This window comes from Lamprocystis purpurea DSM 4197 (genome assembly GCF_000379525.1).
Classification (GTDB): Bacteria; Pseudomonadota; Gammaproteobacteria; order Chromatiales; family Chromatiaceae; genus Thiodictyon; species Thiodictyon purpureum.
Genome location: NZ_KB902551.1, coordinates 1 through 26,519 on the forward strand (window position 1 = coordinate 1; position 26,519 = coordinate 26,519).

General features: G+C 64.0%; 27 protein-coding genes and 1 pseudogene. 10 read left to right on the forward strand and 18 right to left on the reverse strand.

Annotated features, from left to right (window positions below; all coding sequences use genetic code 11):
• Nucleotides 1–256 precede the first annotated feature (256 nt).
• The 7 genes from A39O_RS0127980 to A39O_RS0128015 form a co-directional block, all read right to left on the reverse strand.
• On the reverse strand, nucleotides 257–442 hold the full coding sequence (locus tag A39O_RS0127980; RefSeq protein WP_020507965.1) for a hypothetical protein: 186 nt from the start codon (nucleotides 440–442) through the stop codon (nucleotides 257–259).
• Between the two features lie 329 nt (nucleotides 443–771).
• Nucleotides 772–1,191 carry a hypothetical protein gene (locus A39O_RS0127985; protein ID WP_020507966.1) on the reverse strand — a complete coding sequence of 140 codons (420 nt, stop codon included), beginning with the start codon at nucleotides 1,189–1,191 and terminating at the stop codon, nucleotides 772–774.
• A gap of 138 nt (nucleotides 1,192–1,329) precedes the next feature.
• On the reverse strand, nucleotides 1,330–1,776 hold the full coding sequence (locus tag A39O_RS0127990) for a hypothetical protein (RefSeq protein WP_020507967.1): 447 nt from the start codon (nucleotides 1,774–1,776) through the stop codon (nucleotides 1,330–1,332).
• Nucleotides 1,777–1,849: 73 nt separating this feature from the next.
• On the reverse strand, nucleotides 1,850–2,914 hold the full coding sequence (locus A39O_RS0127995) for an ABC transporter ATP-binding protein (protein ID WP_020507968.1): 1,065 nt from the start codon (nucleotides 2,912–2,914) through the stop codon (nucleotides 1,850–1,852).
• Entirely contained in the window at nucleotides 2,898–4,544 is a 1,647-nt protein-coding gene (locus tag A39O_RS0128000) for an ABC transporter permease (protein ID WP_020507969.1), read from the reverse strand. The genes A39O_RS0127995 and A39O_RS0128000 overlap by 17 nt, the downstream gene beginning before the upstream one ends.
• Nucleotides 4,545–4,557: 13 nt before the next feature.
• Nucleotides 4,558–5,577 carry a Fe(3+) ABC transporter substrate-binding protein gene (locus A39O_RS0128005; RefSeq protein WP_211211748.1) on the reverse strand — a complete coding sequence of 340 codons (1,020 nt, stop codon included), beginning with the start codon at nucleotides 5,575–5,577 and terminating at the stop codon, nucleotides 4,558–4,560.
• A 373-nt stretch (nucleotides 5,578–5,950) separates the two neighbouring features.
• Nucleotides 5,951–7,318: a C1 family peptidase gene (locus tag A39O_RS0128015; protein ID WP_020507972.1), complete on the reverse strand. Its 1,368-nt coding sequence runs from the start codon at nucleotides 7,316–7,318 to the stop codon at nucleotides 5,951–5,953.
• A gap of 586 nt (nucleotides 7,319–7,904) precedes the next feature.
• Here A39O_RS0128015 and sufB point away from each other — a divergent pair.
• The 7 genes and pseudogenes from sufB to A39O_RS43875 form a co-directional block, all read left to right on the forward strand.
• A complete protein-coding gene (gene sufB, locus A39O_RS0128020) occupies nucleotides 7,905–9,347 on the forward strand; it encodes a Fe-S cluster assembly protein SufB (protein WP_020507973.1) in 1,443 nt (480 codons plus the stop codon).
• Between the two features lie 75 nt (nucleotides 9,348–9,422).
• Nucleotides 9,423–10,175: a Fe-S cluster assembly ATPase SufC gene (gene sufC / locus A39O_RS0128025; RefSeq protein WP_020507974.1), complete on the forward strand. Its 753-nt coding sequence runs from the start codon at nucleotides 9,423–9,425 to the stop codon at nucleotides 10,173–10,175.
• Nucleotides 10,172–11,494 (forward strand): Fe-S cluster assembly protein SufD, encoded by a 1,323-nt coding sequence (gene sufD, locus A39O_RS0128030; protein WP_020507975.1) that lies wholly within the window; start codon nucleotides 10,172–10,174, stop codon nucleotides 11,492–11,494. The genes sufC and sufD overlap by 4 nt, the downstream gene beginning before the upstream one ends.
• 52 nt (nucleotides 11,495–11,546) lie before the next feature.
• Nucleotides 11,547–11,948, forward strand: a complete 402-nt coding sequence (locus tag A39O_RS0128035; RefSeq protein ID WP_020507976.1) for an SUF system Fe-S cluster assembly protein — start codon at nucleotides 11,547–11,549, stop codon at nucleotides 11,946–11,948.
• A gap of 509 nt (nucleotides 11,949–12,457) precedes the next feature.
• A complete protein-coding gene (locus A39O_RS35545) occupies nucleotides 12,458–14,194 on the forward strand; it encodes a SulP family inorganic anion transporter (protein ID WP_051088902.1) in 1,737 nt (578 codons plus the stop codon).
• A 156-nt stretch (nucleotides 14,195–14,350) separates the two neighbouring features.
• The gene (locus tag A39O_RS41945) at nucleotides 14,351–14,494 is read left to right on the forward strand and encodes a hypothetical protein (RefSeq protein WP_169338504.1); all 144 of its coding nucleotides are present in this window, start codon (nucleotides 14,351–14,353) and stop codon (nucleotides 14,492–14,494) included.
• A 311-nt stretch (nucleotides 14,495–14,805) separates the two neighbouring features.
• Nucleotides 14,806–15,036, forward strand: a pseudogene (locus tag A39O_RS43875) (IS701 family transposase); the annotation flags it as partial.
• Nucleotides 15,037–15,342: 306 nt separating this feature from the next.
• Here the strand turns inward: A39O_RS43875 and A39O_RS41950 are convergent.
• From A39O_RS41950 to A39O_RS0128075, 5 genes are all read right to left on the reverse strand, one after another.
• Nucleotides 15,343–15,537 (reverse strand): hypothetical protein, encoded by a 195-nt coding sequence (locus A39O_RS41950; RefSeq protein WP_020507980.1) that lies wholly within the window; start codon nucleotides 15,535–15,537, stop codon nucleotides 15,343–15,345.
• A 147-nt stretch (nucleotides 15,538–15,684) separates the two neighbouring features.
• Entirely contained in the window at nucleotides 15,685–16,110 is a 426-nt protein-coding gene (locus A39O_RS0128060; protein ID WP_040528987.1) for a BON domain-containing protein, read from the reverse strand.
• A gap of 186 nt (nucleotides 16,111–16,296) precedes the next feature.
• Nucleotides 16,297–16,641 carry an HVO_A0114 family putative DNA-binding protein gene (locus tag A39O_RS0128065; RefSeq protein WP_040528984.1) on the reverse strand — a complete coding sequence of 115 codons (345 nt, stop codon included), beginning with the start codon at nucleotides 16,639–16,641 and terminating at the stop codon, nucleotides 16,297–16,299.
• A gap of 10 nt (nucleotides 16,642–16,651) precedes the next feature.
• Complete coding sequence (locus tag A39O_RS0128070; RefSeq protein ID WP_020507983.1) at nucleotides 16,652–16,939, reverse strand: toxin-antitoxin system TumE family protein; 288 nt, start codon at nucleotides 16,937–16,939, stop codon at nucleotides 16,652–16,654.
• 168 nt (nucleotides 16,940–17,107) lie between these two features.
• Nucleotides 17,108–17,875, reverse strand: a complete 768-nt coding sequence (locus A39O_RS0128075; protein ID WP_245561999.1) for a TSUP family transporter — start codon at nucleotides 17,873–17,875, stop codon at nucleotides 17,108–17,110.
• A gap of 22 nt (nucleotides 17,876–17,897) precedes the next feature.
• Here A39O_RS0128075 and A39O_RS42400 point away from each other — a divergent pair, with 22 nt between their 5' ends.
• Nucleotides 17,898–18,089 (forward strand): hypothetical protein, encoded by a 192-nt coding sequence (locus tag A39O_RS42400; RefSeq protein ID WP_211211749.1) that lies wholly within the window; start codon nucleotides 17,898–17,900, stop codon nucleotides 18,087–18,089.
• On the opposite strand, the gene A39O_RS43005 is transcribed toward A39O_RS42400, so the two are convergent.
• The gene (locus tag A39O_RS43005; RefSeq protein WP_245562000.1) at nucleotides 18,040–18,159 is read right to left on the reverse strand and encodes a BrnA antitoxin family protein; all 120 of its coding nucleotides are present in this window, start codon (nucleotides 18,157–18,159) and stop codon (nucleotides 18,040–18,042) included. The genes A39O_RS42400 and A39O_RS43005 overlap by 50 nt on opposite strands.
• 627 nt (nucleotides 18,160–18,786) lie before the next feature.
• On the opposite strand from A39O_RS43005, the gene A39O_RS0128080 reads away from it, so the two are divergent.
• Nucleotides 18,787–18,978: a type II toxin-antitoxin system HicB family antitoxin gene (locus tag A39O_RS0128080; protein WP_211211750.1), complete on the forward strand. Its 192-nt coding sequence runs from the start codon at nucleotides 18,787–18,789 to the stop codon at nucleotides 18,976–18,978.
• Nucleotides 18,975–19,148 carry a type II toxin-antitoxin system HicA family toxin gene (locus A39O_RS39510; RefSeq protein WP_083924940.1) on the forward strand — a complete coding sequence of 58 codons (174 nt, stop codon included), beginning with the start codon at nucleotides 18,975–18,977 and terminating at the stop codon, nucleotides 19,146–19,148. Before A39O_RS0128080 ends, A39O_RS39510 begins: the two co-directional genes overlap by 4 nt.
• 396 nt (nucleotides 19,149–19,544) lie before the next feature.
• Here A39O_RS39510 and A39O_RS42405 read toward each other — a convergent pair whose 3' ends face one another.
• From A39O_RS42405 to A39O_RS0128115, 5 genes are all read right to left on the reverse strand, one after another.
• A complete protein-coding gene (locus A39O_RS42405; RefSeq protein WP_020507986.1) occupies nucleotides 19,545–20,576 on the reverse strand; it encodes a hypothetical protein in 1,032 nt (343 codons plus the stop codon).
• 3 nt (nucleotides 20,577–20,579) lie between these two features.
• On the reverse strand, nucleotides 20,580–23,510 hold the full coding sequence (locus tag A39O_RS0128090; RefSeq protein WP_020507987.1) for a hypothetical protein: 2,931 nt from the start codon (nucleotides 23,508–23,510) through the stop codon (nucleotides 20,580–20,582).
• Nucleotides 23,510–23,962 (reverse strand): hypothetical protein, encoded by a 453-nt coding sequence (locus tag A39O_RS0128095; protein WP_020507988.1) that lies wholly within the window; start codon nucleotides 23,960–23,962, stop codon nucleotides 23,510–23,512. Before A39O_RS0128095 ends, A39O_RS0128090 begins: the two co-directional genes overlap by 1 nt.
• A gap of 6 nt (nucleotides 23,963–23,968) precedes the next feature.
• Nucleotides 23,969–24,424 carry a hyaluronate lyase N-terminal domain-containing protein gene (locus tag A39O_RS0128100; RefSeq protein WP_020507989.1) on the reverse strand — a complete coding sequence of 152 codons (456 nt, stop codon included), beginning with the start codon at nucleotides 24,422–24,424 and terminating at the stop codon, nucleotides 23,969–23,971.
• 961 nt (nucleotides 24,425–25,385) lie between these two features.
• Entirely contained in the window at nucleotides 25,386–26,108 is a 723-nt protein-coding gene (locus tag A39O_RS0128115; protein WP_020507992.1) for an NlpC/P60 family protein, read from the reverse strand.
• Nucleotides 26,109–26,519: the final 411 nt, after the last annotated feature.

Here is a 26,519-nt window from a genome sequence, read left to right on the forward strand (position 1 = left end):
CAGATACAACCGCTCCAGGTCGCTGCGCGCGTCAACATCGCGCCAGTCAAATAAGCTCGGTTCAATGGCCGCCATGGGGTCCTCCTGCAAAGGATCGTCTCGATAACGATATGATCCCTTGGCGGCCGCCTTTTTGCACGACCCCGCCGCNACGCTGGGGNGAATTTTCGCCCGCCGCCCCAGCCCACCCGCGCAACTGACTGATTGTTCGTTCCGGGCTGGGGTAAACGAAAGTTTTCCACCGCCGGGCGGCTTTTCAGTTCAGGGGGTTGCGGACACCGCTAGAGGCTCGGTTTTCCAGGTCCAGGTACAGCGCGCCTGCGGCAGCCGGACAGGTGCGGGCCAGCGTGGTCTTGCCCACCTGGCGTGGGCCGAGCAGTGCAACGGCCGGGAACTGGCGGAGGCGGCGTTTCAGGAGGGGCTGGATTTGGCGGGTGATCATGGTTGCAATTGTGGCGTGGCGTGCCGGATTTGCAACCCTGTATGTCGTGCCGCGACCCTGTGGGAGCGGCGTCCCGCCGCGATGGGGCTGGGCGTATCACCGCAGTGTTCAAGGTCACCGCGGCACCGCATCGCGGCGGGACGCCGCTCCCACGGGAACAGGCATCGTCCGGGGTGGCTGATGTTCGTTCTATGGCTGTAGCCGTACGTCTAGGTGCCGCCCGCTAAAGCGTCGGCCTCCTTGCGTCACAGCGGTAGTCTGACGGCGGTCAACCGTGGCGAAAAGCCCGCCACGTGGGCGGGCTTCTGCACGGCGGAGCAGCGGATGCCTCAGGCGAGTTCGTCAGCGCCGATGAGCTGCATCAGGCCGAAGCTCTTGACGAAGGGGTTGGCCATGCGCGGGTCCTTGAGCATGCCCTTGTAGTCGCCGACTTTGAACTTGAGTTTGCCGGTGGCGAAGGCGATGCCCATGCCGGCCATGCCGATGCCGTTCTCGACCCACTTGAGCCAGTCCTTCAGATCAGCGCGCATGTCCCAGTTGGCCTCCGGGTCGCTCGCGGTCCAGGCGCCGGCACGCACGCAGGTGCCTTTTTCGACCACGAAGATCCCGCGGGGATTTTCTTCGTTCTTGAAACCACAGTAGATCACGGAGTCGAAGCCGATCTCGGCCAGCTTCTCGCACACTTCGGGTTCGTTGTTCCAGGCATCCTTGAGTTCGTTCATCCAGTCGGCGGAAAAGAGTTGGGCCATCGAAGTTGTCCTCCAGGTTTAGGGTCGAGTCCGCCGGGACAGCATTTGCTCCGGCGGGTTAGGCAGCGCGTGGGGGCGTGCGCGGATCGGCGTCCGCGGGGCCCGCGAATTCTAGCAGGATGGGGCGAAAAGGCTATCTCAGTTGGTCGCCGCCGCCTTGCCGGCTGCGGCGGTTTCGGTCTTCGACTTGGTGTCCGGACTGAGCTTGATCCGTTTCTCGATGCGGCCTCCGCAGGTGATGAAGCAGTCCTCGTACTGCCGGTCACAAATGCTCATGTCCGCCCCCAGGCAGGTTTGAGGCGATCGGCATTTTCCCGCCCCACCGTTGCGGCACAGGTCGTAGTCCTCCTTGGCCTGGTTGTACCAGTCCTGGCAGGCGCGCTCGCGGGTCTCCTGGCGCTGGCGGCACTGGGTCTTGAGCAACTCGCAACGGTTCCGGCAGGACTGACCCTGCGACGCGTCGGGCTCGATCAACCGTTTCTCGTACAGCCCCTGGCTGCAGCCGACCACGAGCGCGAGCAGTGCGACGGACCCGATGAGGCGGGCCTTGAGATAAATGGCGCGAACGGTCTGCGGCAGGGTCATCAGGGGTCTCCGTGTCTGTGTCGATCGCTGGGTCGCGACTTTACCATAGTCGGGGCCGGACCCCGCCGCCGCGCTACGCCGACGCGCCCGCGGCGCCGCGTGGAAAGACCACCAGGTGCGTGGCCTCCAGACGGATCCCGATGTTGTCGCCGATGGCGTGCTGATGGTGACTGGGGACCAAACACAGACATTGGGTCCCGCTCTCCAGGCGCAGGGTGTAGAGATACTCGGCGCCGCGGAAGGCGCGGGCGACGACGGTGGCGCGGCGCGGGCTGGACTCGTCGTAGATCAGGTCATCGGGGCGGATCAGGACTTCGGCCGCATCACCGGCTTGCAGCCCGTGGGTGTGCGCCCCCGCCACCCGCCCGAGTTCGGTCCGCACCCGCAGCGCATCGACGACCTCGCCGGGGAGGATGACGCCCTGGCCGATGAAGTCCGCCACGAAGCGGTCGGCCGGTTCGTGGTAGAGATCGAATCCGGTCCCCCATTGATGGATCCGGCCTTGACCCAGGACGCCGATCTGATCGGCCATGGCGAAGGCCTCGAACTGGTCGTGGGTGACCAGGACCGCGGTGACCCCGTCGCGCCGCAGCACCTCGCCCACCTCGCGCGCCAGTTGTTCGCGCAGGTCCGCGTCCATGCTTGAGAAGGGCTCGTCCAGCAGCAGGATGTCCGGGCGTGGGGCCATGGCGCGGGCCAGGGCCACCCGCTGCTGCATCCCGCCGGAAAGCTGGTGTGGATACTGCTGGGCGGCCTGTTGCATGCCGACCAGCTCCAACAGTTCGTCGACCCGTTCGGCGCGCGCCCGCCGGTGCAGGGCGCGCAGGCCGAAGCCGACGTTGCGCGCCACCGTGAGGTGCGGGAACAGGGCGAAGTCCTGGAACACCATGCCGATGCGGCGCGCCTCCGGCGCCAGGGTGTGGTCCGGCCCCGAGACCTCCCGGCCGCGGATCAGGATCGCGCCGTGGGTCACCGGCTCGAAACCGGCGATGGCCCGCAGCACCGTGGTCTTGCCGCAGCCGCTGGGGCCGAGCAGGCAGCCGATGGTGCCGGCCTCGAGCTCGAATGACACCGCGCGCACAATCGCGCGCCCGCCATAGGCGACGGTCAGGTCACGGACTTCAAGTTGAATGGGCATCGCGGGACCGGGTGATGGAACGGCTCAGAAGGATGACCGGGATCAGCCCGGCCAGGACGATGGTCAGCGCGGCCGGGGCCGAATCGGCCAGCCGCTCGTCGCTGGCAAGCTCAAAGGCGCGCACCGCCAGCGTGTTGAAATTGAACGGCCGCAGGATCAGGGTCGCCGGCAGTTCCTTGAGCACATCGACGAAGACCAGCAGCAGGGCGGTGATCAGGCTGCCCTTGAGCATCGGCAGATGGACGCGCCGCAGCACCTGGCCGGGGCCCAGGGCCATGGAGCGGGCGGCCTCGTCCATGGAGGGCCGGATCTTGCCGAGCCCGGCCTCGACCGTTTGCAGCGCGACCGCCAGGAAGCGCACCAGATAGGCGAACAGCAGCGCGGCCAGGGTGCCGCTCAGCAGCAGCCCGGTAGACACCTGGAAGGTGGCGCGCAGCCAGGCATCCAGGGTGTTGTCGAGCCAGGCGAAGGGGATGATGACGCCGATGGCGATCACGGTGCCGGGAACCGCGTAACCCAGCCCGGCGAGCCGCACGGCCGCGCGCACCGCGGACGACGGATGCAGCCGTTTGCCGTAGGCGAGCAGCACGGCGAAGACCAGTGCGGCCAATGCGGCCACCGCCGCCAATCCCAGGCTGTGGAAGACCAGACTCAGGAACCGTGTGTCATAGACGGTGTGGGCGATGGTCGCCGCCCAGGCCGCCAGTTGTCCCGCGGGGATCAGGAAGCCGAATAGCAGGGGCAGGGCCGAAAAGGCGACGGCCGCCGCCGCCCGCCAGCCGCGCAGGCGGTGGCGGCGGATCGCCTGGTGACGCTGACTCGTCTGGTGATACCGTGAATGGCGGCGGGAGCTTTGCTCCAACGCGATCAGCACCAGCACGAAGCTCAGCAGCAGGGCGGAGAGCTGGGCCGCCCCGGCCGGGTCGCCCAACCCATACCAGGTGCGGAAGATCCCGGTGGTAAAGGTCTGAACACCGAAATACTGCACGGTGCCGTAATCCGCCAGGGTCTCCATCAGGGCCAATGACAGGCCGGCCGCAATCGCCGGCCGGGCCAGCGGCAGCGCGACGCGCCAAAAGGTCTGCCAGGGACCGTTGCCCAGGGTGCGGCTGACATCGAGCACGCACAGCGACTGACTCAGAAAGGCCGCCCGCGTGAGCAGATACACATAGGGATAGAGGACCAGCGACAGCATCAGCGCCGCCCCGCCCAAGGAGCGCACCTCCGGGAACCAATAGTCCCCGTGGCCCCAGCCGGTGAGGCCCCGCAGGCTGGTCTGCACCGGTCCGGCGAAATCGAGCATCCCCGTATAGGTGTAGGCGATGATGTAGGCCGGCATCGCCATCGGCAGCAGCAAGGCCCACTCGAAGATCCCGCGGCCGGGGAACTGGCACATGCTGGTGAGCCAGGCGGTGCCGACCCCGCCGATCAGGGTGCCGACCGTGACCCCCAGCATCAACAGCAGCGAGTTGGTCACATAGTCCGGCAGGACCGTGGCCGCCAGATGGCGCCAGGTGTCGCCCGCGGGAACGAACACAAAGCCGGCGATCACCAGCACCGGCAGCGCCAGCACCAGGGCGACGCTGACGATGCCGGCGGACCAGAGCCGCGAGGCGGAGTGGGTATTCAACCGGTGTCTTCGGCTATTTCCAGCCCGCCCGGTCCATCAACTTGACCGCCGGGGCATTGAGTTCGCCCAGCCGCGCCAGGTTCAGTGAGTCGGCTTTGAACGGACCCCAGGCGGTCAGCGTGGCGCTGACGGCCACGCCATCACGCACCGGGTACTCGCCGTTTTCCTGCGCATACCACTGCTGGGACTCGGGGCTCGCCAGGAACTCCACCAGTTGGACCGCCGCGTTCTTGTGCTTGGCGGCAGCGGTCAGCGCCGCCCCGCTGACGTTCACATGGGTGCCGCGCCCGTCCTGATTGGGCCAGAAGACCGCCACGGATTCAGCGGCAGTCCGGTCGGCAGGGTCCTTGCCCGTCAGCATTCCGGCCAGATAATAGGTGTTGGCGATGGCGATGTCGCACTCACCGGCGGCCGCGGCCTTGATCTGATCCCGATCCCCGCCCTTGGGCGGACGCGCCAGATTGGCGACCAGCCCCCGCGCCCAGGTCTCGGTCGCCGCTTCCCCGTTCGCGGCGATCAGCGACGCGACCAGTGACTGGTTGTAGATGTTGTCGGACGAGCGGACACAGATGCGCCCCTTGAAGTCCGGGCCGGCCAGCGCCTCATAGGTGGACAGGGTCGCCGGGTCGACCTTGCCCTTGACGTACAGGATCGGCCGGGCGCGCATCGTGAGTCCCACCCAATGGCCCTCCGGGTCGCGGAAGACCGCCGGAATCGCCGTGCTCAGGGCATCCGAGACCAGGGGCTGGGTCACCCCGGCCGCCTTGGCGCGGTACAGGTTGCCCGCATCCGTGGTGACCAGCAGGTCGGCGGGTGAGTTGGCTCCTTCGCTCTTGAGCCGCTGGAGCAGCGCATCCTCCTTGCCGGTGACCAGATTGACCGCAATCCCGGTCTGGGCGGTGAAGCGATCCAGCAGCGGCTTGATCAGCTCCTCTTTGCGCGATGAGTAGACGTTGACTTCATCGGCGGCGACGGCGGGCAGGCCCAGGATCAAAGCCGCGGCAACGACAAAGGTACGAAAGATAGCATTCACAGGGTTGCACTCCTTGAGCGGGAATAGGTTTCAGGCCAAGGGGCGTCACGCGACGGTGAGCGCACACCGGTATCGGATATTAATGAGAACTGTTATTATTATCAAGTCTGACGTTGCGGAGACCAACCGTTGGCACTGGATGCCGGTATCCTGCCGGAGTGACGGCGGCGGTGATGTCCCCGAAATTTCAGGTGGAATAGGGGCTGGATCGGCGGGTGATGCCTTGCCCGATCGCGTCTGCGTCTGAACAGTTGACGCCATTGGCGGACGCGTTGATAAAACTGCCACTGAGGTTGAGCGGCCCGGCGCGGACCGCGTTGCGCTTGTCCACCCGATGTTGCATGCCCGGAGCCGTGACCAAGGCCCGCACCGTCTATCGCCCCTTGACCAACGCACTCGCCCAAGTCTTCACCTGATCGTAAACGACGCCGCGCTGACTGAGTAGGACGAAGGGCTCACCGGGTGCATCAAGATCCATGTACTCGAACTTGGCGACGAGTCCGTCGGACGAACTGACCTTGCGGTCCAGGCCAGGCCCGCGTACTAAAGCTGACCATTTCTTGGTGAGCCGATTGATCGAGACAATAACAGCCGGTTGGTAACCGCTCTTCGAGACGAAGCGGAATGCCGATCGGGTCGTAGTCCAGGTTCCGGTTTCGGAGTTGCAGGGGATCTCGAGAAAATTCAGCGTCAGCCGTCCGGCACTGATCGCAGAAGGTTGGTCGGAGAAGCTCGCGCCGCTGACGAGCACGCTGGTAACGGCGGCGGGTAGCGAGTTATTCACGGTCAGCGAGATGCTGTCTAAGCCCTTGTCCGGAATTGGGCTGTGCCGCGGGGCGAAGATCGTATCCATGATCACCCAGCTATAGATAAAGGGAATCGGGTCCGGGTTCCCATCGAATTGTGCACTGTAGTCGATATTCATCGCCAGACGGAAGGTCACATCCGGCCGCCGGTTATCCACTGTGCCATGGGTATTCAGTATGGTCCAGTAGTGCTTGGCCGGATCGGCGTCTTCGTCGTTGTACCCGACGAGTACCGTCCAGTGCCCACAGCCCCCTTTGTCCCAGGTATGGCCCTTCGCATAATCCAAGCTGATGATCGTGTCGGCAGGCTCCTTCTCCCAAAACGCGTCGAATCGATCCCAGTCGGCGGTTGTCGGCAGGAAGAACAGCAGGCCGACCGGATGGCCGGCATCAAGGACGCTTTTCAGGTTTTTGATCGCGTCCTTCTGGAGGACGCGCCACGTGCGTACCTGCGAATTCTTGATGCGCGAGATGGGGAATGACCTATCGCCGGATGCGCTCCACGGGGTTCCTGAGGCAATCGCCGATGGGCGGACCTCACCGACAGCGAACTCCGTGTCCCAGGCCGCGCCGGTATTGGTATAAGGAATGGCATACCCGATCATATCGTAGAAGGCTTTGGTCTTGCCGACGTGCCCACCCGAGTTGAGATTCGAGCCGACCATCCAGGCGTTCGATGCCAGAAATTGAACGGACAGCCCATCCTGCAGCATGGGATGACCGCCGAACTGCTTGTCGAAATACATCGACATCATCGCCGTGCTGGCCCAAGCCCAGCAGGTGCCGGTTGGCGTCTGGTCGCGCAACTCCGGCGTGTAGTGCAGATGATGGAGCACCGAGACCGATCCTTTGATTGACGTGTAGGCGGGCGGAGCCTCGTGGGGTTCCAGGCCATCGAACCAATCGGCGAGTTCCTGCTCCTGCGCGTCGGTCATGTGTATCATGCCGTAACGCGACGCTGCGGCTGGCTGAGCCCATAAAACAGTCACCAGACAGGACACAACGGCTAGGAGCGGGAGGCGAGGTTTCATGACGGCCTACTGCGTGGAAGGATAGCGGGGGACAGCCGATCGGGTTGAGTGTGGGCACGATATGTACGCTAGTTCATCCCAGGCCACCTGTCCAGGCGAGGGCGCCTCTGCGCTGTCGGTTCTGCGACCAGCTTCACGCATATGTTGGCGCTGATCCTCGTTCCGGCCGGCCGTAATCGGTCCGAACAGCCGACCCTACGCTTAGGCTGCGATCTGTAAGGTCCGCTGCACGGACCAACTGCAGCGCAGACGACGAGGTGGTCGGGGCTAGACCCGCTGCCGCCGTGCGGACCGCCGACCTTGCAATCAGGCAGGTCGGCACGACGATAACGATGCCGGGCCTTCCGCGCTCCCCCGGTGCGGGCGCCGCGCGCGAAAATTTCCGCCTGCACCGAGCGCAAAGGTGTTGAAACGCGTCCGGAGAGGCGTATATTAAAAACCTAGTAAACAGCTCAGAAATGGGCGCTCAGTCGTTACGGAGCCAGGTGCGATGTCCGCAAGCACAGCCGTCGAAGCCATCGTTGAGTCAGAGTACGAGCACGGATTCATCACCGAGATCGAGTCCGATACCTTCCTGCCGGGTCTGGACGAGGGGGTGGTGCGCGCCATCTCCGCCCGCAAGGGTGAGCCGGAGTTCTTGCTGGAGTACCGGCTCAAGGCGTTTCGCCACTGGCAGACCCTGGCGACCCCCAAGTGGGCGCACGTCTATTACCCGGAGATTGACTACCAGGCGATCTCCTATTTCTCGGCTCCCAAGTCGACAGATGGCCCCAAGAGTCTGGACGAGATCGACCCGGCGCTGCGCGAGACTTATAACAAGCTCGGCATCCCGATCGAGGAGCAGATGGCGCTGTCCGGCATCGCCGTGGACGCCGTGTTCGACAGCGTGTCGGTGGCGACCACCTTCCGGACCAAGCTGGCCGAGGCGGGCGTCATCTTCTGTGCGATCTCCGAGGCGGTGCACGACTATCCGGACTTGATCAAGCAGCATCTCGGGTCAGTCGTCCCGCATACCGACAACTTTTACGCTGCCCTGAATGCCGCGGTGTTCAGCGACGGGACTTTCGTGTATGTCCCCAAGGGGGTGCGTTGTCCGATGGAGCTGAGCACCTACTTCCGCATCAACGCCCGCAACACCGGTCAGTTCGAGCGGACGCTCATCGTCGCCGAAGCCGGTAGTCACGTGAGCTATCTGGAAGGCTGTACCGCCCCCATGCGTGACGAGAATCAGCTCCATGCCGCGGTGGTGGAACTGATCGCTATGGACGATGCCGAGATCAAATATTCGACAGTCCAGAATTGGTATCCGGGTGACGCCCAGGGCCGCGGCGGCATCTACAACTTTGTCACCAAGCGCGGCGACTGCCGGGGCGCCCGATCCAAGATTTCCTGGACGCAGGTGGAGACCGGTTCGGCCATCACCTGGAAATACCCCAGTTGTCTCTTGCGCGGAGACGACTCGGTCGGTGAGTTCTATTCGGTCGCCGTCACCAAGGGCCGCCAGCAGGCCGATACCGGCACCAAGATGATTCACCTGGGCCGTAACACCCGCTCGACCATTGTCTCCAAGGGCATCTCGGCGGGGGAGGGCCAGCAGACCTATCGCGGGTTGGTGCGCATCGCCGCCAAGGCGCAGGGGGCGCGCAATCATACGCAATGCGATTCGCTGCTGATCGGCGACCGCTGCGGCGCCCACACCTTCCCTTATATCGAAGTCAAGAACCCGTCGGCACAGATGGAACACGAGGCCACCACCTCGAAGATCAGCGATGACCAGTTATTCTATTGCCGTTCGCGTGGACTCACCACGGAGGATTCGGTCTCCATGATCGTCAACGGGTTCTGCAAACAGGTGTTCAACCAGTTGCCGATGGAGTTCGCGGTGGAAGCGCAGAAACTGCTGTCGATCAGTCTGGAGGGCGCGGTGGGCTGATGCGCATTCAAGCATTGTACGCGAGCGAATTTATTGCGGCATCGCGCTGGCCGCGTTCAGTTTCGGAGAGTTGAGATGCTGTCTATCAAGGGTCTGAAAGCGAATGTCGGTGATAAGGAGATCCTCAAGGGTCTCGATCTGGAGATCGGCCGCGGTGAGGTGCACGCCATCATGGGCCCCAACGGCTCGGGCAAGAGTACCCTGGCGCATGTGCTGTCCGGTCGGGAAGGCTATACGGTCACCGGCGGCAGTGTCACCTTCGAGGGTCAGGATTTATTGGACTTGGAGCCCGAAGCGCGTGCTCACCTGGGGCTTTTTCTCGCCTTCCAATATCCGGTGGAGCTGCCGGGAGTCAACAACACCTATTTTCTGAAAGCGGCGCTCAATGCCATTCGCAAGGCGCGCGGCGAGCCGGAACTGGATGCGGTGTCATTCCTGCGCCTGATGAAGGAAAAACTGAAGGTGCTGCACCTGGATGACTCATTGCTGAAACGCCCGGTCAACTTCGGCTTTTCCGGCGGTGAGAAGAAGCGCAACGAGATCTTCCAGATGGCTATCCTGGAGCCCAAGCTCGCCATCCTTGATGAAACCGACTCGGGTCTGGATATCGACGCCCTGCGCATCGTTGCCGACGGCGTTAATGCATTGCGCAGCCCGGAGCGCTCGGTGATCCTGGTCACACATTATCAGCGGCTCCTCGATTACATCCAGCCCGACTATGTGCACGTGCTGGCGAAGGGCCAGATCATCCGCTCGGGCGGCAAGGAGTTGGCTTTGGAGCTTGAAGACAAGGGCTACGGCTGGCTTGGAGCCGAGGAGGCGGCATGAACGCGACACCCGGCAACGGCTTCGCGCCTTGGCTCGCGGACGACGGACCCGCGGCCGACACCGGGCTGGCGTGGCTCGACAGCCGCCGCGCTCAGGCCCGTGCCCAGGTCCGCGATCAGGGCATTCCCACGACCAAGCAGGAGGCGTGGCGCTATACCAGCCTGACCCGACTCTTGGAGCAGGGCTTCACTCCGACCGCCAAGGCGACGACCCCGCTGGAACCGCGGGACCTCGAACCCCTGTTGGTTCCGGGTCTGGAGGCGTATCGCGTCGTGCTGGTCAACGGCCGGTTCGTGCCTGGACTGTCCGACCTGCAGCACCTGCCGGCCGGGCTGCGGGTGGGTGGGCTGGCTCAGATCCTGAAATCCGACCCGGATGCGCTCAAAGACCGTCTCAATGGTGTCGCCGGCGAGACGCAGCCTTTGTTCGCCGCGCTCAATACGGCCGGCCTGGATGACGGTGTGGTGGTCCTGTTGGAGCGCGGCGCCCAGGTGGAACGGCCGATCGAGCTGATTCATCTGTCGGTCGGCATGGATGAGCCCCGCGTCGCTCAACCGCGTCATGTCGTCGCGCTGGAGGCCGGCGCCCAGGCCAGCCTGATCGAGCGCTATGTCAGTCTCGGTGAAGCGCTGTACTGCACCAATTCGGTTCTGGAGTTGTCTTTGGGACGGGATGCGGTACTCAAGCACCAGCGCATTCAGACCGAAAGCGCCAATGCCTTCCATATCGCCGGGCTTTATCTCAGTCTGGGGGCCGGCAGCCGCTATCAGTGTGTCAATGTCGGTCTGGGCGCCTCTTGGGCGAGAACCGATCTGAATGTGCGTTTCGCCGGTGAGCATGCCGAGTGCGATCTCCAGGGGCTCTATCTGGCCGGTGACCGTCAATTGATGGATTTTCACCTGGATGTGGATCATCGCCTGCCGCATTGCAGCAGCCGGGAGAACTTCAAAGGGATTCTCTACGGCAAGGGCCGGGCGGTCTTCGACGGGCGGGTCTATGTCGCCAAGGACGCCCAGCGCACCGATGCCGCCATGTCCAACCGCAATCTGCTGCTGTCGGAAGGGGCCGAGGTCGATACCAAACCCCAATTGGAGATCAATGCCGACGATGTGAAGTGCAGTCACGGGACGACGGTCGGGCAGATCGAGCCGGAACAGTTGTTCTATCTGCGTTCGCGCGGCATCAGCGCACCGCTGGCCCGGCGCATGCTGTGTCTGGGCTTCGCCGGTGAAATCCTGGATTGTCTGACCCCGGATGCCTTGCGCGATCAGGTCGCGGAGCAGGTGGGCAGCCGGTTGGAGCAGGCGCCGATCGATTAGCGGTTTCTCTGCCTGGTTCGAGGTCGTCATGCAAGTCGTAGAGAGGTCTCCAATGAATCGTTTGGCTCGCTTCGCGGGATACGGCCGGAACGCCGCGGTGCCGGATGACACCCGTCACCATGAGGATGTGGTCGTTGAGCGGATGGACGCGGAAGAGTTACGCGAGCCGATCATCGCCGCACTGCGCGAAGTCCATGATCCCGAGATCCCGGTCAACATCTATGACCTGGGACTCATCTATAAGATCGCGATCAGTGATCGCGGTGACGTGAACATCGACATGACACTCACCGCCCCGGCCTGCCCGGTGGCCGGTATGATGCCGCTGATGGTCAAGGATGCGGTGGCCTCGGTGGAAGGGGTGGGCGAAATCCAGGTCGAGTTGGTCTGGGACCCGCCCTGGAACCAGTCGAACATGAGCGACGAGGCCAAGCTGCAACTGGGGATGTTGTGATACCTGCTTGTGGCGCAGCATAACGCCGGCCTTGATGATCCCGGCGACCGCATTGCCCGCGGGGGGCTTTGATCACGGTTCCGGCCACGCGGCCTCGTAGGGTGGACAAGCGCAGCGTAGTCCACCAGGGACGGCGCGGGATTCGGTGGACTGCGCTATCGCTAGTCCACCCTACGGTCGGAACGATGATCAAGGCCCCCGCGGGGTCGTCGGTCCCGCAACCAATCTACAAATTGCGGTTTTACCGTGAAAGTCGCGCAGCGACCCTGTGGGAGCGGCGTCCCGCCGCGATGGGGCCGGGCGCGCAGCCGCAGCGTCGAGGTCACCGCGGCACCGCATCGCGGCGGGACGCCGCTCCCACGGGGACTTTCATCTTCCGGGGCGGTTCCTTCCATGGCCGTTACCGTGGGGTCCCAACGGCAGGTGAGGCTGCCGCCGCACGCTTGCATCAGGTCGGGAACTGCTAAAATCGCGCGCATGTCAGACAGCAGTGGTCAATGGTGCCAGCCATGGACAGGATTCGTGCGTCGGTGTGGGTGGATCGGATCGGGCGTGTTGCCCCTGGCGTGCCGGCGCTGCTGCGCTATCAGCCGCGGGACCTGCCCGATGATCTGATCGCCGGCCTCTCGGTGGCGGCGGTGGCGTTGCCGGTGGGTGTGGCCTATGCGCAGCTCGCCGGATTCGACCCGGTGATCGGGCTTTATTCCAGCATGTTGCCGCTGTTGGCCTATGCCCTGTTCGGCACCTCCCGCCAGTTGGTGGTCGGGCCGGATGCCGCCACCTGCGCCCTGATTGCCGCCAGCGTGGCACCTCTGGCCGGAGCCGATCCGGCCCTCTACCTCTCACTCTCCGCGGCGCTGGCTCTGGTCGCGGGGCTCATATGCATTGCCGCCAGCTTCCTGCGCCTGGGTGCGCTCGCGGATTTTCTCTCTAATCCGATCCTGGTGGGCTTCCTGAACGGCATCGCCCTGCACATCATCCTCGGTCAGATCGGTAAACTCTTCGGCCTGACCCTGTCGGCTCCCGGCATCATTCCGCGCGGCCTGGAGTTCGTCGGCAAGCTCGGGTCAACGCATCTGCCGACTCTGGCGGTGGGTGCGGCCACGGTGGCGGTTTTGGTTTTGGTCCCGCGCTGGTGGTCCCGTCTGCCGACGGCCCTGATCGCCATCGTCGCGGCCGCGTCGGCGGTCGCCCTGTTCGGACTGGATGCCCAGGGGGTGGCCGTGGTCGGGTCGGTTCCGGCGGGTCTGCCGGCCCTGCGGCTGCCCGTGATCCCCCTTGAGTTGATCGACGAGGTTTTGGGAGCGGCTGCTGCCATCGCCCTGATCAGCTTCACCAGCACCATGCTGACCGCGCGCAGCTTCGCCGCCAAGAACCACTACGATATCGACGTCGACCGTGAGTTCACCGCCTTGGGAGCGGCCAATATCTCCTCCGCCCTCTCCCAGGGGTTCGCGATCAGTGGGGCGGATTCGCGGACCGCCATGAGCGATGCCGTTGGCGGACGCACGCAAGTCACCGGCATCGTCTCGGCAGCGGCTATCGCCCTGGTGCTCCTCGTCTTCACCCAGCCGCTGAGCTATGTTCCGATCGCGGCCCTGGGGGCGGTGCTGATCAAGGCGTCGCTGTCACTCATCGATGTGCCCGCGCTCAAGCGTTTCTGGCTGCTCGACAAGAAGGAGTTCGGTCTATCGCTGGTGGCGACCCTGGGCGTGGTCTGGGTGGGTGCCATCGACGCGATCCTGATCTGCGTCGCCCTTGCTCTGCTGCGCTTTGTGAAGTCCACCGCGCGGCCCCGAGTGGAACTGTTGGGATTGCTCAGGGGAAACGCCGGGTTCCACGCCACGGACTTTGACCCGGCGGTACGGACGACGCCTGGGCTGGTGCTGTGGCGCTTCAATTCGGCCCTGGTGTTTTTCAACGCGAATTACTTCAAACGCGAAGCGGTGAAAGCGATGAACATGGAGGGACCTGATTTGAAGTGGTTTGTCATTGACTTTCTGCCCCTCGGCCGGCTGGACCTGACCGGGCTCGACGCCGTGCAAGCGGTCCGCGAAGAACTACACCGGCGCGGCGCTGAACTGGTCATCGCCGGCCGCGGCGGGGAGATCGTGCGTGAACTGGATCGGCTCGGACTCCCGCGGGACCTGCTGGGCGACCGGTATTTCCCGACCCTGCGGCAAGCGCTGCGCGCCTATCGAACCGAGGTGATGACCGGCGGCGCGGTTGAGGACCGGTTGCCGTGACGAAAGAACCCCAACGCCAATCATCGGCGGGCGGCGATGTTGGGGTTCGTTCCCGACACCGGGCGCGACGCCCTGACCGATCGATCCAACCCGAACATTGACAAGCCGCGCAACATTTGGTCGACTGGCCCCGGACCGACGAGCCCTGAGGACACCATGCAAACAGACATTCGAGATGCTGCACACAAGTTGATAGACCACTTGCCAACTCAGGCCACTTGGGATGATTTGATCTACGACGTTATTGCAGTGATGCATATTCGGCAACTCTTGCCCGATGATCTGAACAGACTTCGCTGAGGTAAACACGAGGCACAATCTTGGGCGGATAATAGCGATAATGAACGGACAGATGCCCTTACTTACTGAAGTTTCCTACTTTTAATTAATGAGAAATACACAGTATGCAACGCGAAAAGCGTACACGTATCGCGCAGTCCATTAGTGATAGCTAATATACTATATCAGCCGCTCGACGGCCTCGCTGAGGGCGCGGAATAGCGGCTTATTGCGATGATATTTCAGCGACTTAACGGTGAATGCGGACTCCATTCAGCGTATAATCGAGGGTGACTAAACCATTGATTAAAAACTAAACGAGCCCGCATTCCATGTCGATCTTACCCGCTCTTGCCGTGCAGTTCCAAGCCCTCTTTCCGGCGACCGCGCATGGCCAGCGGCGCAGTCGCTGGTTCATCTTGACACTCCAGGCGATCCTGGTGCCGATCACCGCCTCGCGCACCTCCAACTTGCTGCGGGCGATTGCCACTTTGTTTGGCGTGGTGATCGCCCAGTCGCGGTACTACACGTTCATGGCGTCGGTGAAANCCGCAGCGTCGAGGTCACCGCGGCACCGCATCGCGGCGGGACGCCGCTCCCACGGGGACTTTCATCTTCCGGGGCGGTTCCTTCCATGGCCGTTAGCCGGACGAGGGCCGCGCATACGCGAGGTCGACCGGCTAAAGCCTCGACCTCCAGTTCTCTTGCGGCCGGCACGACATTCAGGACCAGCGCGATATCCAGAGGTGTGGGCGGATTTCAAACCCGCCCTTCTCTTAAGTCATGCTTGGATAGGAGATGCGAAGGCGATACCAAGCCGATGGAACCTGGACTCATCGCCCCCTCCTACAGGTTATCAAGCGGTTGTCTTACTTTGCCGATTCCGGAGGGGCGGTCGGGGCGGCTTTGCCGGTGTCGCCCTTGCTGCCTTGTTCCCCGGTTGCGCCCTGCGGACCAGCAGGCCCCGGCGCAGCCGCGGGAACATTCACCACCGTCGGTTGCTTGTCACAACCGGCCAAACCCAAGCCTAAGAGCAGGACGGAGATCAGTATCGAACGGTTCATGGTCAATCCTCGAAGTTTGAGAAGTCGTCGGGTAATGCCGTTGGAGCATCCGCGCCCTACCGTGCACAGCGGTTACAACGGACGCGGCACAGTCATGAGATGATCCCTATCCGAGGCATCGATCGGTGCGTCAGCCAACACACCAAGTTAGTTCGCGGCCTTCACCACCAGGGCGTTTTGCACCAGCTTCACATGCTGGGTGTTCGCGGCGATTGACACCGCCCGGTCGATGTTCAGTTGCGAATCAATGGCACCGCTCAAATTCACCACGCCGTCCGTGGTCGTCACATGAATCTGCAATACCTTCAGCGACGAATCGACAAGAATTTCCGACTTTATCTTTGCAGTAATCGCAGCGTCACCCATGTAGTCGCTGGCCTGCTCCGCTTTCCGGCCGACCGAATCCTTTGCGGCGCCCAGCTTGTCACCCGCTACTTCGGCCGCTTGATCAATTTTTTGACCTGTTCTTTCAGCCATGCCCTCTTCGGCCGCGGCGGGCAGGGCCGCGGATAGCCCGAGGCCGGCGAGCGCAAGGGTCAGGACCAATGAAAGGGTACGGGTTTGGTTTCTCATCGAGGGTCTCCTGATGTCACGTTGGGCCATGACAATGTTCGCCATGACCAAGGCGTGGGATGATGGTCTCATCACCACACCACGACACTACAGACAAGAGAGAGCGGGCTCGGTGCGGCAGCACACACAGACTTGACCTCGTGGTGTTCTGCAAGCCCGGCGAGGAGCAGAAGCGCCGCGACGCGCTTAGGCCGCTACCCGCCAACCCAGCTCAATGCGTACCGCGTCATACGGAAAATGCAGCTTGCCGTCGACGGTCTTCTCGATCACGCCCGCCTTGACCAGCGCTTGGGTGTCCGTGTGCGTGCCCTTCACATCGCGCCCAAGCTGCCGCGCCAGCGCGCGCACACCCACCGGTCCCGCACCGGTCAAGGCCCGCAGCACCGGCCAGCGGCGCGCGGTCAGGACCGTGAACAGCAGTTCCTCGGACGGAAAGGACAGCACATCGTCAGACCCGCGGCCTGCCAGCGCGTCCAACATGCGCGCCTTGGTGGTCTCCAGATCGCAAACATTGATCATCAGGGTTCTCATCGTCTGGTCCTCATCGCAGCAGGGTGGCGACATCGGCAAAGAAATCGTCCAGCAACTGCTGCCGCGAGACGAAGTGGTACGGCTCTTCCAGTTCGGCCGCACCGACGTGCTTGTGGTCGCCCTTGCCGGCCTCGTTGTCATAGCGCAGCACGCAGCGTTCATTCACAACCAAGACCAAGCGGTATTTGTACTGGTGGTCGCTGCCCCGCACCGGCTCCGGAACCTCCCAGACTTTCAGTTCGACGAACGCCTCGGCGGTCAGGGTACGGCGGATGTCATGGATGGCGACGGCTGGCATGTTGTCATTCTAGAAACACCGGCAAGTGTTGTAAATATAGAAACACCCTTGACCCAGGGCGGATTCGTGTTAACACGCTACCGCTGACAGTAGCCGCGAGCGGAATTCTCGTGGACCGTGGCCGGTAAGGATGGTGCAGTCGTTCGAACCCTGTCTGCTGACGCGCGGTCAGCCCCAGCGATCAAACAAGAGCTTGGCTGAAATCAGCAGCGAGGACGCGACCAGCACCGGCCGCACCAGGGCCGCGCCGTGGCGCAACACCAGGTGAGAGCCGAGCCAAGCACCCAGCAACTGGCCGACCGCCATCACCGCCGCCACTGGCCAGCGGATCTGCCCGGCCGGCAGAAAGACCAAGAGTGCCGCCAGATTGCTGGCCAAGTTCAGGAGCTTGCTGTGCGCCGTGGCGCGCCGCAGGTTGTACCCGAGCAAGGCCACATAACCCATCGCGAAGAAGGTCCCGGCGCCGGGACCGAAGAACCCGTCATAGAAGCCCACCCAGAACCCCACCGTGAGGGCAAAGAGCGGCGCCGCCAGGCGTTGCCGGCTGTCCAACTCCGAGACCCGCGGTGAGAACAGAAAATACAGGGCGAAGCCGATCAGCAGCAGCGGGATCAACTGACCGAGAACGGCGCTGTCCAAACGCTGGACCAAGAGCGCCCCAGCGGCGGAACCGAAAAAGGTACAGGCCGCCGCGAAGGCTGCCGCGCGCAGGTCCACTTGACCCTTGTGGATGAAATTGGCCGCCGCCGTGCCACTGCCGAAGACCGCCTGCGCCTTGTTGGTCGCCAGGGTCTCCACCGGGCTCAGGCCGGCCCACAGCAACGCCGGGATGGACAGCAGTCCGCCGCCCCCGGCAATCGCGTCCACGAACCCGGCCAGCAAGGCCACCAGGAACAACACGCTGAGGATATCGACTGATTCCACTGGAGAGGCCAAGGTCGGCTGACTGAGTCGGCCATTGAACCCGCAAGCGCGCGACAATGCCAGCGGCACGCCGCTGGAGCCTCAGCGTCCTTTCCAGGATGACTGCGTGAAGGGCCCGCCCGATCTCGCAGCCGACGCACCGATTGGGTTTCATTTCATTCCGATGGTTAGCATGGTCATGGTGCCGACCGCTGCTGCTCCACATACTGCCGCAACACCGCATTGATGCGCGTCTGCCAGCCGGGGCCGTCGGCTCGAAACGCCGCCAAGACCTCAGGGCCGAGCCGGATCGCCACCTGTTCCTTGACCGGGCGCTTGTTGGGGCCGCGGGTGCGGCGGCGTTCTTCAAGAGCCGCTTTGATCGCAGGTTAACCGCCCCCCTGGGTGAAAACGGCATCCTCCCAATCCTCAGGGCGGGTTTCCGGTCAATGTTGCGGTGCCTCCCCGACCGATCACGGGGCTACCCGAGCCGCCTGCATGTGACCCCTAGCCCCGCGGCGGCGTGGCCGGGTGATGAACACGCCTGCCCCAACTAAGCATCAGGGCTCACCCGTCACGTTAGACAGGCCGCGCGCGGCCTGCGCTCACGCTCGCCCACACGCAGGAAACTGGTCTACAATCGACTCAAAATCGCCCTCGTGTCGCCCTGCGACCCCCTCGGATGCCCGCTATGCGCCGCTCCGAGCATCGCCCCTGTACTGAGATACCGACCGACACCGGCTGGCGACCCTGGGCTCGGGGATACTATCCCCTATCTTTAAGGAAGACCGCGCCCGCAGCGGGCACCGTGCCAGGATCGGATTAGTTCAACAAGCGTTTTTTCGTTAGGCACCTTAAACCGGAGACGAACCTGATCGCCAAGAAGAGAGATTATTGACCGTCGCCCCTTGCCACCATTTTCACTCCAGCTTATGAGGTTCGCGATGACCATGCGTAAGTATGTTTATTGGCAAGATGAAAACATGTGGCTCGGATATCTCGAAGAATATCCAGATTACATGACGCAGGGAGAAACGTTGGAGGATCTCCAGGAACACCTGCGCGACATCTACCAGGAAGTGAGCAGCGGCACTATTCCGTCTGTACGCCGTGTCGGAGAACTCGCAGTCGCATGAAAAGGCGTGATCTCATCGACAGACTTCAACAAATGGGTTGCGTTTTGGTACGGCACGGCGGGAAACACGACTGGTATCAGAATCCGCAGACTGGAGCATCTCAACCTGTTCCGCGGCATGTCGAAATCAAAGATCATCTTGCAAATCATATTCTCAAGAAACTGAGCTGATTTCCAGAGGACCAGGTGAGGGGCTCAAGTTATTTTCCGTGAAGCCAAGATTGAGCCAAGATTGAGTCTCCGGCGTAGGGACTGCGGTTGCCCGGAGCCCCCGCCACAGACCCGGACGTGCAGTTTTCCCGCATCCGGTTTCTCGGTCGTACTCGCTCATCAAGCGAGCGCGAGAAGTGCTACATGATGAAAAACCTAACGGAAGGAAATCCCGCAACGACGGGGAATCCAAGCGGATTCAAGATGTCGCGACTCGCCGTCGCCCCCATGCTGGATTGGATGGGCATTCTTCGCAAGTAGCTATTTTTAATGTTTTTATACTGCGTTACGCGCAGTGTTGTAGCGCTATCGTAGCTCGGTGAGAAGGTTCAAACGCTTTTCACGGTGCCGCAAATATCAAAACCCGTCGATCGCCACGCGGCCCGCGCCGCCGGCCCCGCCCGCCCCACCGGTGGTGATACCGGCGCCGCCACCGCCGCCGCCGCCGCCCGGCCAGCCGCCCGCCCCGCCGGCCCCGCCGGTGCCGCTCGCCAGCGCCCCGCCGCCGCCGCCGCCGCTGCCGCCCGCATCGAGAAAAGGCGCGGCCAAGGTGGAGGCGCCGCCGGCACCGCCAGGTTCGCCCACCTCGCCATAGGTACCAGCCGCGATCACCGGCTGATCCGTGGCACCGGTCAGGCAATACTGCGCCGCCGCCCGGCCGGACCCGCCCTTGTAGGCGGTGCCGTTCGCCGCAATGCCGCCGCCGCTGGGCGCCCCGCTGGGCGCCAGGCCCTGGCCATAGTTGCCATTGTTGCCGGCCGCCCCGATATTGCCGGGGCCGCCCAATCCCCCGGCGAAGAGCGCGTTGCCCGCCCCGCCGGCCGCTGCCGTGCCGGTGCCGCCGCCCGCGCCGCCGCCGCCGCCGCCGGCACGCCAGAAGCCCAACTTCGACGCCACCCCGACGCCACCAGCGCCGCTGGTGCCGCCCGCCCCGCCGGCGCCGACACTCCAGTCCAGCGTCGTCGGCAGCGTGTCCCACGGCACCACGTATTGCGCCCAGCCGCTGCCTCCGCCCCCGCCCCCGCCCGACACCGCCGTGCCGGCCGCCGCCAGGGGATAGCCGCGGCCACCGCCGCCACCGCCGCCGATCACCGTGATGACGGCGTAGCGATAGGCCCCGGCCGGCTTGGTCCAGGTGCCGCTGCCGCCCGCCTGCTCCCAGTGATAGACCGGATCAAGCGTGGCGTCGGCGCCGTCGGCCCCAGCCGGGCCGGCCGCACCCGCGGCGCCGGCCGCCCCCGCCGCGCCAGCGGCGCCGGCCGGGCCGGCCGGACCCGGAATCAACGTGCCCTGCTCCGCCACCAGGATCCAGCGCCCGGCGCGGAACTCCAGCATCCGCTGCCCGGCAGTCACGCGGTCGCCTTCCTGCGGGTTCGCTGGCAGGTCCATGTGCTAGACCTCCGGCCGCACGAGAATGGCCGCATCCCACGCCGGCACCGTCACCGCGGTCAGCGTGGCGCCGTTGTTCACCGGGTCCTGCCCGGTGCCTTGGATGCGCTGGAAGGTGCCGCCCAGGTCGACGGTCCGGGCGATCGGGCTGGCATTGACGATGACGATGCCCTGGTCGAAATCGCGCCGGAACAGGTCCGCATTGCCGCTGAAGAACCTCACCTGATCGACCCACAGCGCCCCGCCAATCCCGCCGACATTCAGCCGCAGCGCTTCATTGCTGTTTGCCGGGGCGCGGAATGACCACACTTGTCGGCTCCACACGCTGCCGCCTGGAATAAACAGCCCTTTGCAGGTCAGGGCGTTTGATACCTGCGGTTGGACGAACCGATCGTATTCTGACGCAATGGCGAAACACAGGGTGTAATGCTGGCCGGAAGTCAAATTGATGGTTTGCCCGGTGATGATTGCACCAGACGCCGCGTGCGTCGTCAGCGGCAGTGTCAGCACGCCCTTGAGCGAATGGGTCCCGTTGACTTTTTCCGCGGTATCGCGCGAGAGCGTAATGCGTGTGCCCGACCACCCGGTCGTGTTCACGTCGAAATCACCGTTGGTGATCAGGTTGTGCTCGATCTCGAATTCGGAGTCATACAGCCTGCGTGCTGGCCCCGTCGGCAGCCCCAGCCAGTGCACGCCAGCGCGCAGCGCAGTGAAGTTGGTGTGCGCAGCGGCTGTTCCGTAGTCGGCGCCGGGCACGGTGCTCACGCTGTACTCATCCCACCACATCCACGGTTCTGCCGGCACGAGTGGAACCGTCGACCCTGGGCGATTCTGGCAGCTAATGCTCGCGCCAAAGAGCAGCGCGGTGCCTAAACCGAAACGGAATGGTGCGTTCGATGTGGCGCTGCCAGCCCCTGGGTAGGCCTGGGTGCCGTCTTTGAGCTGGAGGTCCCAAAAAAATTGGGGGCCATAGCCGGATGTCATCATTGCGTTTTTCAGCGCACTGAAGTCTCTCGGGAAATAGTCGTTATTGGCGGTGCCGGAACCAGTTTCGGAATAGACTTGACGAAACCCTTCGAACTGCCCGCCAGCATTCACCGTTTGATTGCAGGCTTTCATATCGCCCGACATCACGATGGTGCCAGTCAGCCCGCGCGCATTCAAAGCGGCGCGCAGATTGACAGACAGATCGACCAGCCCGTCACCCCACATATTGCGTCCAGTGGCAAGATTGATGCCGTGGTCGGTCACGCCATCAAGGTCCACGTCAGCGTTGTCCGCGCCTTTATGAAAGATATATTTCCAGTCGCTATCCCACAGAATGCCATCGACGTGACACGTCAGCGCGCCCAGGGTCGCGGTCTTATCATGGTATGCGGCCATGATGGTGGCCAGCGCCTGGTTGAGCTTGTTGCCATTGCCATCAACGGGGCACGCATTCGACAAATTAAGCCCAAACCCCTCTGGCGCATCCGCCGCCATGGGCTCGACCATCTGGATGATCTCGCCAGCCACATGATCACGGGCAGTAGACTTGTATGCCCTGGTGATCGTCGCCGTCGCGTTGGCGGCTGACACGCTAGCGACATATACCAGCTCAGCCGTTGCCCACGAGCCGGCAGGGCGTATCACCCCGTATGCGCCCGCTTTAAGCGCGCTACTATTGGTGACGGCCACGGTGGTGGCGGTCGCGGTGATAGCTGCGTTCAGCGTCGCGCGTCCGCCGCTGTAGAGGATATGCCCAGCGAATAGAATATCTTCGGTCGTCGACGGCCCGATGGAGACAAATGCCAAGCCAGACACGTTTGAGCCAACCGCGTCTTTATAGCTCTGGATCGCAACCGGCGACCATTCGCGCGCGTGCATCTGCGTGGCATTGATGGCCTGCGATGCGGTGATACCATCCGCCATTGCCGTCGCCAGCTTTGAGCATGTTACGTCGAACATGCTCAATTGGTTGTCGCTCATCGCAAACGTTTTGATGGTCCCGGTCGACAGCCGTGGGTATCCGGTTGTATTCGGCAGCAGCGTGGGCTGGATAATGCTCGGGTTATAGACCGGGAGGTCTTCCAGCCAGTCAAGTGTCAGCACAGTGGGCGGGGGCGGCGTTGCCACGAATACATCACGGTCGCAATAGGCATCGGAGCGGATTGCGGTATATGTGTGCGTCACTGCGGCGACCGATAGCGTCATGCGCACAGCAATCACAATGGTGGCGCTGAAATCCAGCGCCAGCAACGGCTCGCCAGCCACTGCACCCAGAAACGGCGTCGCGCGCGATGCGGTTGATGTGAGATCGCCGAATTCGGTAGATGCCACCGCCAGGCTGACCTGCCCACGGAGTTGAGCCGTGGTGGGAGACCGCCGATCAAGCGCCATATCCACCGCCAGCATCCGGGGATTACCGGCGCTGCTCAGATGCGCCGGTGCGGTGCTGGAGGTCCACACCACAACATTATTGATCAGCACCTCAAGCGTGAACCCATTGACCGCGCCCGTGTTATTGACGTACCGACCCGCGTGATAGATGCTCAGACGCTGGCCGTCATGGCGCAACTTGCCGGCCGGTATGGTCAGGCTGGAGATGATCGTCGGCGTGATCGCGTTGGCAATCGTTTGGGTTGCCGCACCGACGACAGCATAGGGCGGCGGCAACATGGTGAGGTTTTCACCCGACACCGCGATCATCGCGTTGACGGCATCGACGGTGACATAGTCCGCAGCGCGATGATCGCCGAAATTGTAAGCCGCCACCCCTTTCTGACCGTCTTCAAAGGCGGCAAACGCCGACGCATGCATGGTCGCCGCCGTGCTCAGTTCCAGGCCAGCGCGGGCCGCGTTGGGTGTGTCGGCGGCCACTACCGCGTAGCCGGCGGTGCCAATCGGCGCCGCCAATCCGGTGTCAATATCGACCAACCCTTTCACTGTTGCCATTAGAATGAACTCTCCGGAGCGATCTGGACCCATGCGTTATCGGCAACCGCAAAGGCGAAGTGCGTGCCATTCCACGCCCATGAGCCGCGCACGCCAGGCGCTGTCGCGGACGCCGGGAAGGCGACCGGCGCCGGCTGGGTCAGCAGGGCGTCGGCCAAGCTGGGCAGCCACTGGCCGGTTGTGGGATCGCGCACATACAGGCACAGCCCGCCCGGCACCACGGCCGGGTCGGACGTATCGAACCACAGCCGATAGACCTGGCTGGTGGGCGCGCTCGGGCCGATCCACACCGCACTGGCGCCGGTATCGGCGTAGGCCCCGGCGGCCGTGCCGACCGCCAGCACGCCTTCATCGGTGATCAGATACGGCTCGCCGGCCGTCAGCCCGCTGGCCGCCGCCGCCGCCGCGAGCTGGGCGCGCGTCCCGCGTTTGAGCCGAATGCGCTGCGCCATGACGGGCTAGAAGGTCCCGCCGTCAATCACATCCACCGCCAACGCCATGTAGGCGTTGCCCACGTCTTTGGTCAGCGCCACCGAGGCCGAGCCGCGCAACACGCCATCAGTGCCATCGGTGCCCCACAGATAGCCCGCGGTGCCGCCGGACACCGCCGCGACCTTCTCGTCACTCGACCCGGCCGGGATGTTGAGCGCGGTTTTGAGCGCATCGACGGTGATCTTGCATTCCTTTTGTCCGCTGCCGCTGGCATCGTGGATCAGCAGGAAATCGGTCGCGCCATCCACGGCCGGAATCGCGCTCAGGTCATCGAGCGCCGGCACCACCGGCACTTTGGTCGTCGCCCCGGTGGCGACGTGCAGGGTGCCGCGATCGGTGGTGATCAGCGCCTCGCCGGCCAGCAGGTTGCTGCTCGGCAGATTGGCTTTGACGCCGCGCCTCAGTTGAATGCGTTGGGTCATGGTTCAGGTCCTCAGGTGCTCAAAAGGTGCCACCGTCGATGGCCCCGGTCAGGTTGGATGCAGAGAACGCGTCGGCGCGCACCCCNCGCGGATCGTAGAGCAGCGCTTGCATATCGCCGCTGCCGGGGATCACCGGGGACCACACCGGCTGTCCTTGGGCGACCGTCAGCGACCAGCCGTTAGCNATCAGCGCCGCATCAGGCAGCAACCGATTGGCGGGCGGCGCGACCGGCGCGGTCAGGCCAACGAACGCGGCCCAGGTCAGATCGCTGCCATCCGCGGTCGGCACTTGCACGCGTCGCGTCCAGCAGGTGGTGCCCGCCCGGACCTCGACTCGGTAATAGGTCTCGCCATGCACCTGGTCTTGGGTCGCTACTGTGATCGCCAGCGGCTGGTCGCTGACGGTGTAGTGATGGGTGCCGACCCACAGCGTCGCGTTGNCCAGATCGCTGGCCGGCACCGGCTGATCCGCCGCATCCACCAGCGTCAGTGACACCGCGGCCGGCCCCGGTGTGGCNGGGCTGCCGGGCAGACTGGCCGGGGGAATGAGGACCGTGCGGGCCATCGGCGGCGGCCCTGGCTCAGGCGGCGAGGTGCAGCAAGGCGGCCGCCTGTTTGGCTTGCCAGCGCGAGCGCAGCTTGGAGGCCAACGCCGCCAGCAGCGAGACCAGCGCGCCGCCCGCCACCAGCAGGGCCGTGCCGTGATCCGTCATCACGGTGGCGTGCGTCAGCATCGCGCCGACATGCGCCCCGGTCGGCCCCTCCGTCATCATGGCCTGGAGTTCGCGCCAGGCCGGCCCGGCCGACCCCCACAGCGCTAAACCGGACGCCAGCACCGCCAGCATCCGGCCGCGCAGCGCCGACAGCCACAGCGGGTCTTTNTGGGGTTGCAGCGAGGCCACGATTGACCCGGCCACTCCCCGTGCTGCCGCGACCTGCTGTTCAAGGTTATCGTTCATACCTATGCCTCGTTNTGGCTGAGTGCGCCGGTTGCCGGCGCCGCTTGGATGAGTTGTACCGCGCTGGGCGCCGTGGTCGGCCAATAGGCGCCGAGCAGCCGTTCCCGACTGATGCGGGCCATGCTGACGCGATCCGACTGATTCCCGCCCAGCACGGAAAACGCGCTGCCGTCCTCGCCCGCGTAGAAGCCGACGTGCCCCTGCCAGCCGGCCCGCACACCGCGCCAGAACACCAGCACGGCCCCCAGGCCAGGGGTCACTTGGCGCCCCCAGCCGGTCCAGGCGCGGGCGCTCAGCGGGCGGCTGGGCAGCGGCTCATCGGGCAGCGTCGCGCCGATGCAGTGCGCGACAAAGAGGCCGCACCACGCCACGTCATCGCCGGAATACGGGATGTCTGCCTGCTTGGCCCAATCCAAAATCACCGGATTGCTGGCCTGGCCCGGTTGCTCCAGGGTGCCGCGCAGGCGCTGGGCTTCCTGGTACCAGGGCATTCCGGCGGCCACTGCCGCGGCGGACGCGGCCACGCTGGATTGCCACTGCGGCAGCAGCCGCGCCAGCGTCAGCGGCCCGGCAATGCCGTCCGGCGTCAGGCCATGGTCGCGTTGATAGTCGCGCAACGCGCGGATGCTGCGCCGGCCCCACACGCCATCCACCGGACCGGGGTGATAGCCCGCGGCGACCAGGGCGCGTTGCAATACCGCCGGGTCAAGCCACTGCTGCGTCATTTCATCCACTCCTGGAGCGATGGCAGTAAGAATTTGATGCTGCCCGCAAGACCCGCCAAGATGGCGATACTCCAGAGCGTCACCGTTTTGGTAGTCCGCGCCCACCGCAGCCCCTGCACCAATTGCTCTAAATCATCCGCCATGCTGCGCATGACCTGGTGATCGCTGTGATAGTTCTGCAAGATGCGTGTCATCTCATCCAGCTTCANCTCCACCATCATCATCCGTTCATCCAGCGTGAGGTGACGCGGGTAGCGCGCGTTGGGCGCCAGGTCATCATCCAGAGCGGCACCCTCGGGATCATAAGGCGGCATCAGGCACTCGCGCGCGATGTGTCGCAGCGTCCGTCATGCAGACCATCATCGTCGTCATTTCAAAAGCTCCCGTAGTGATGGCAACAGAAATTTGATA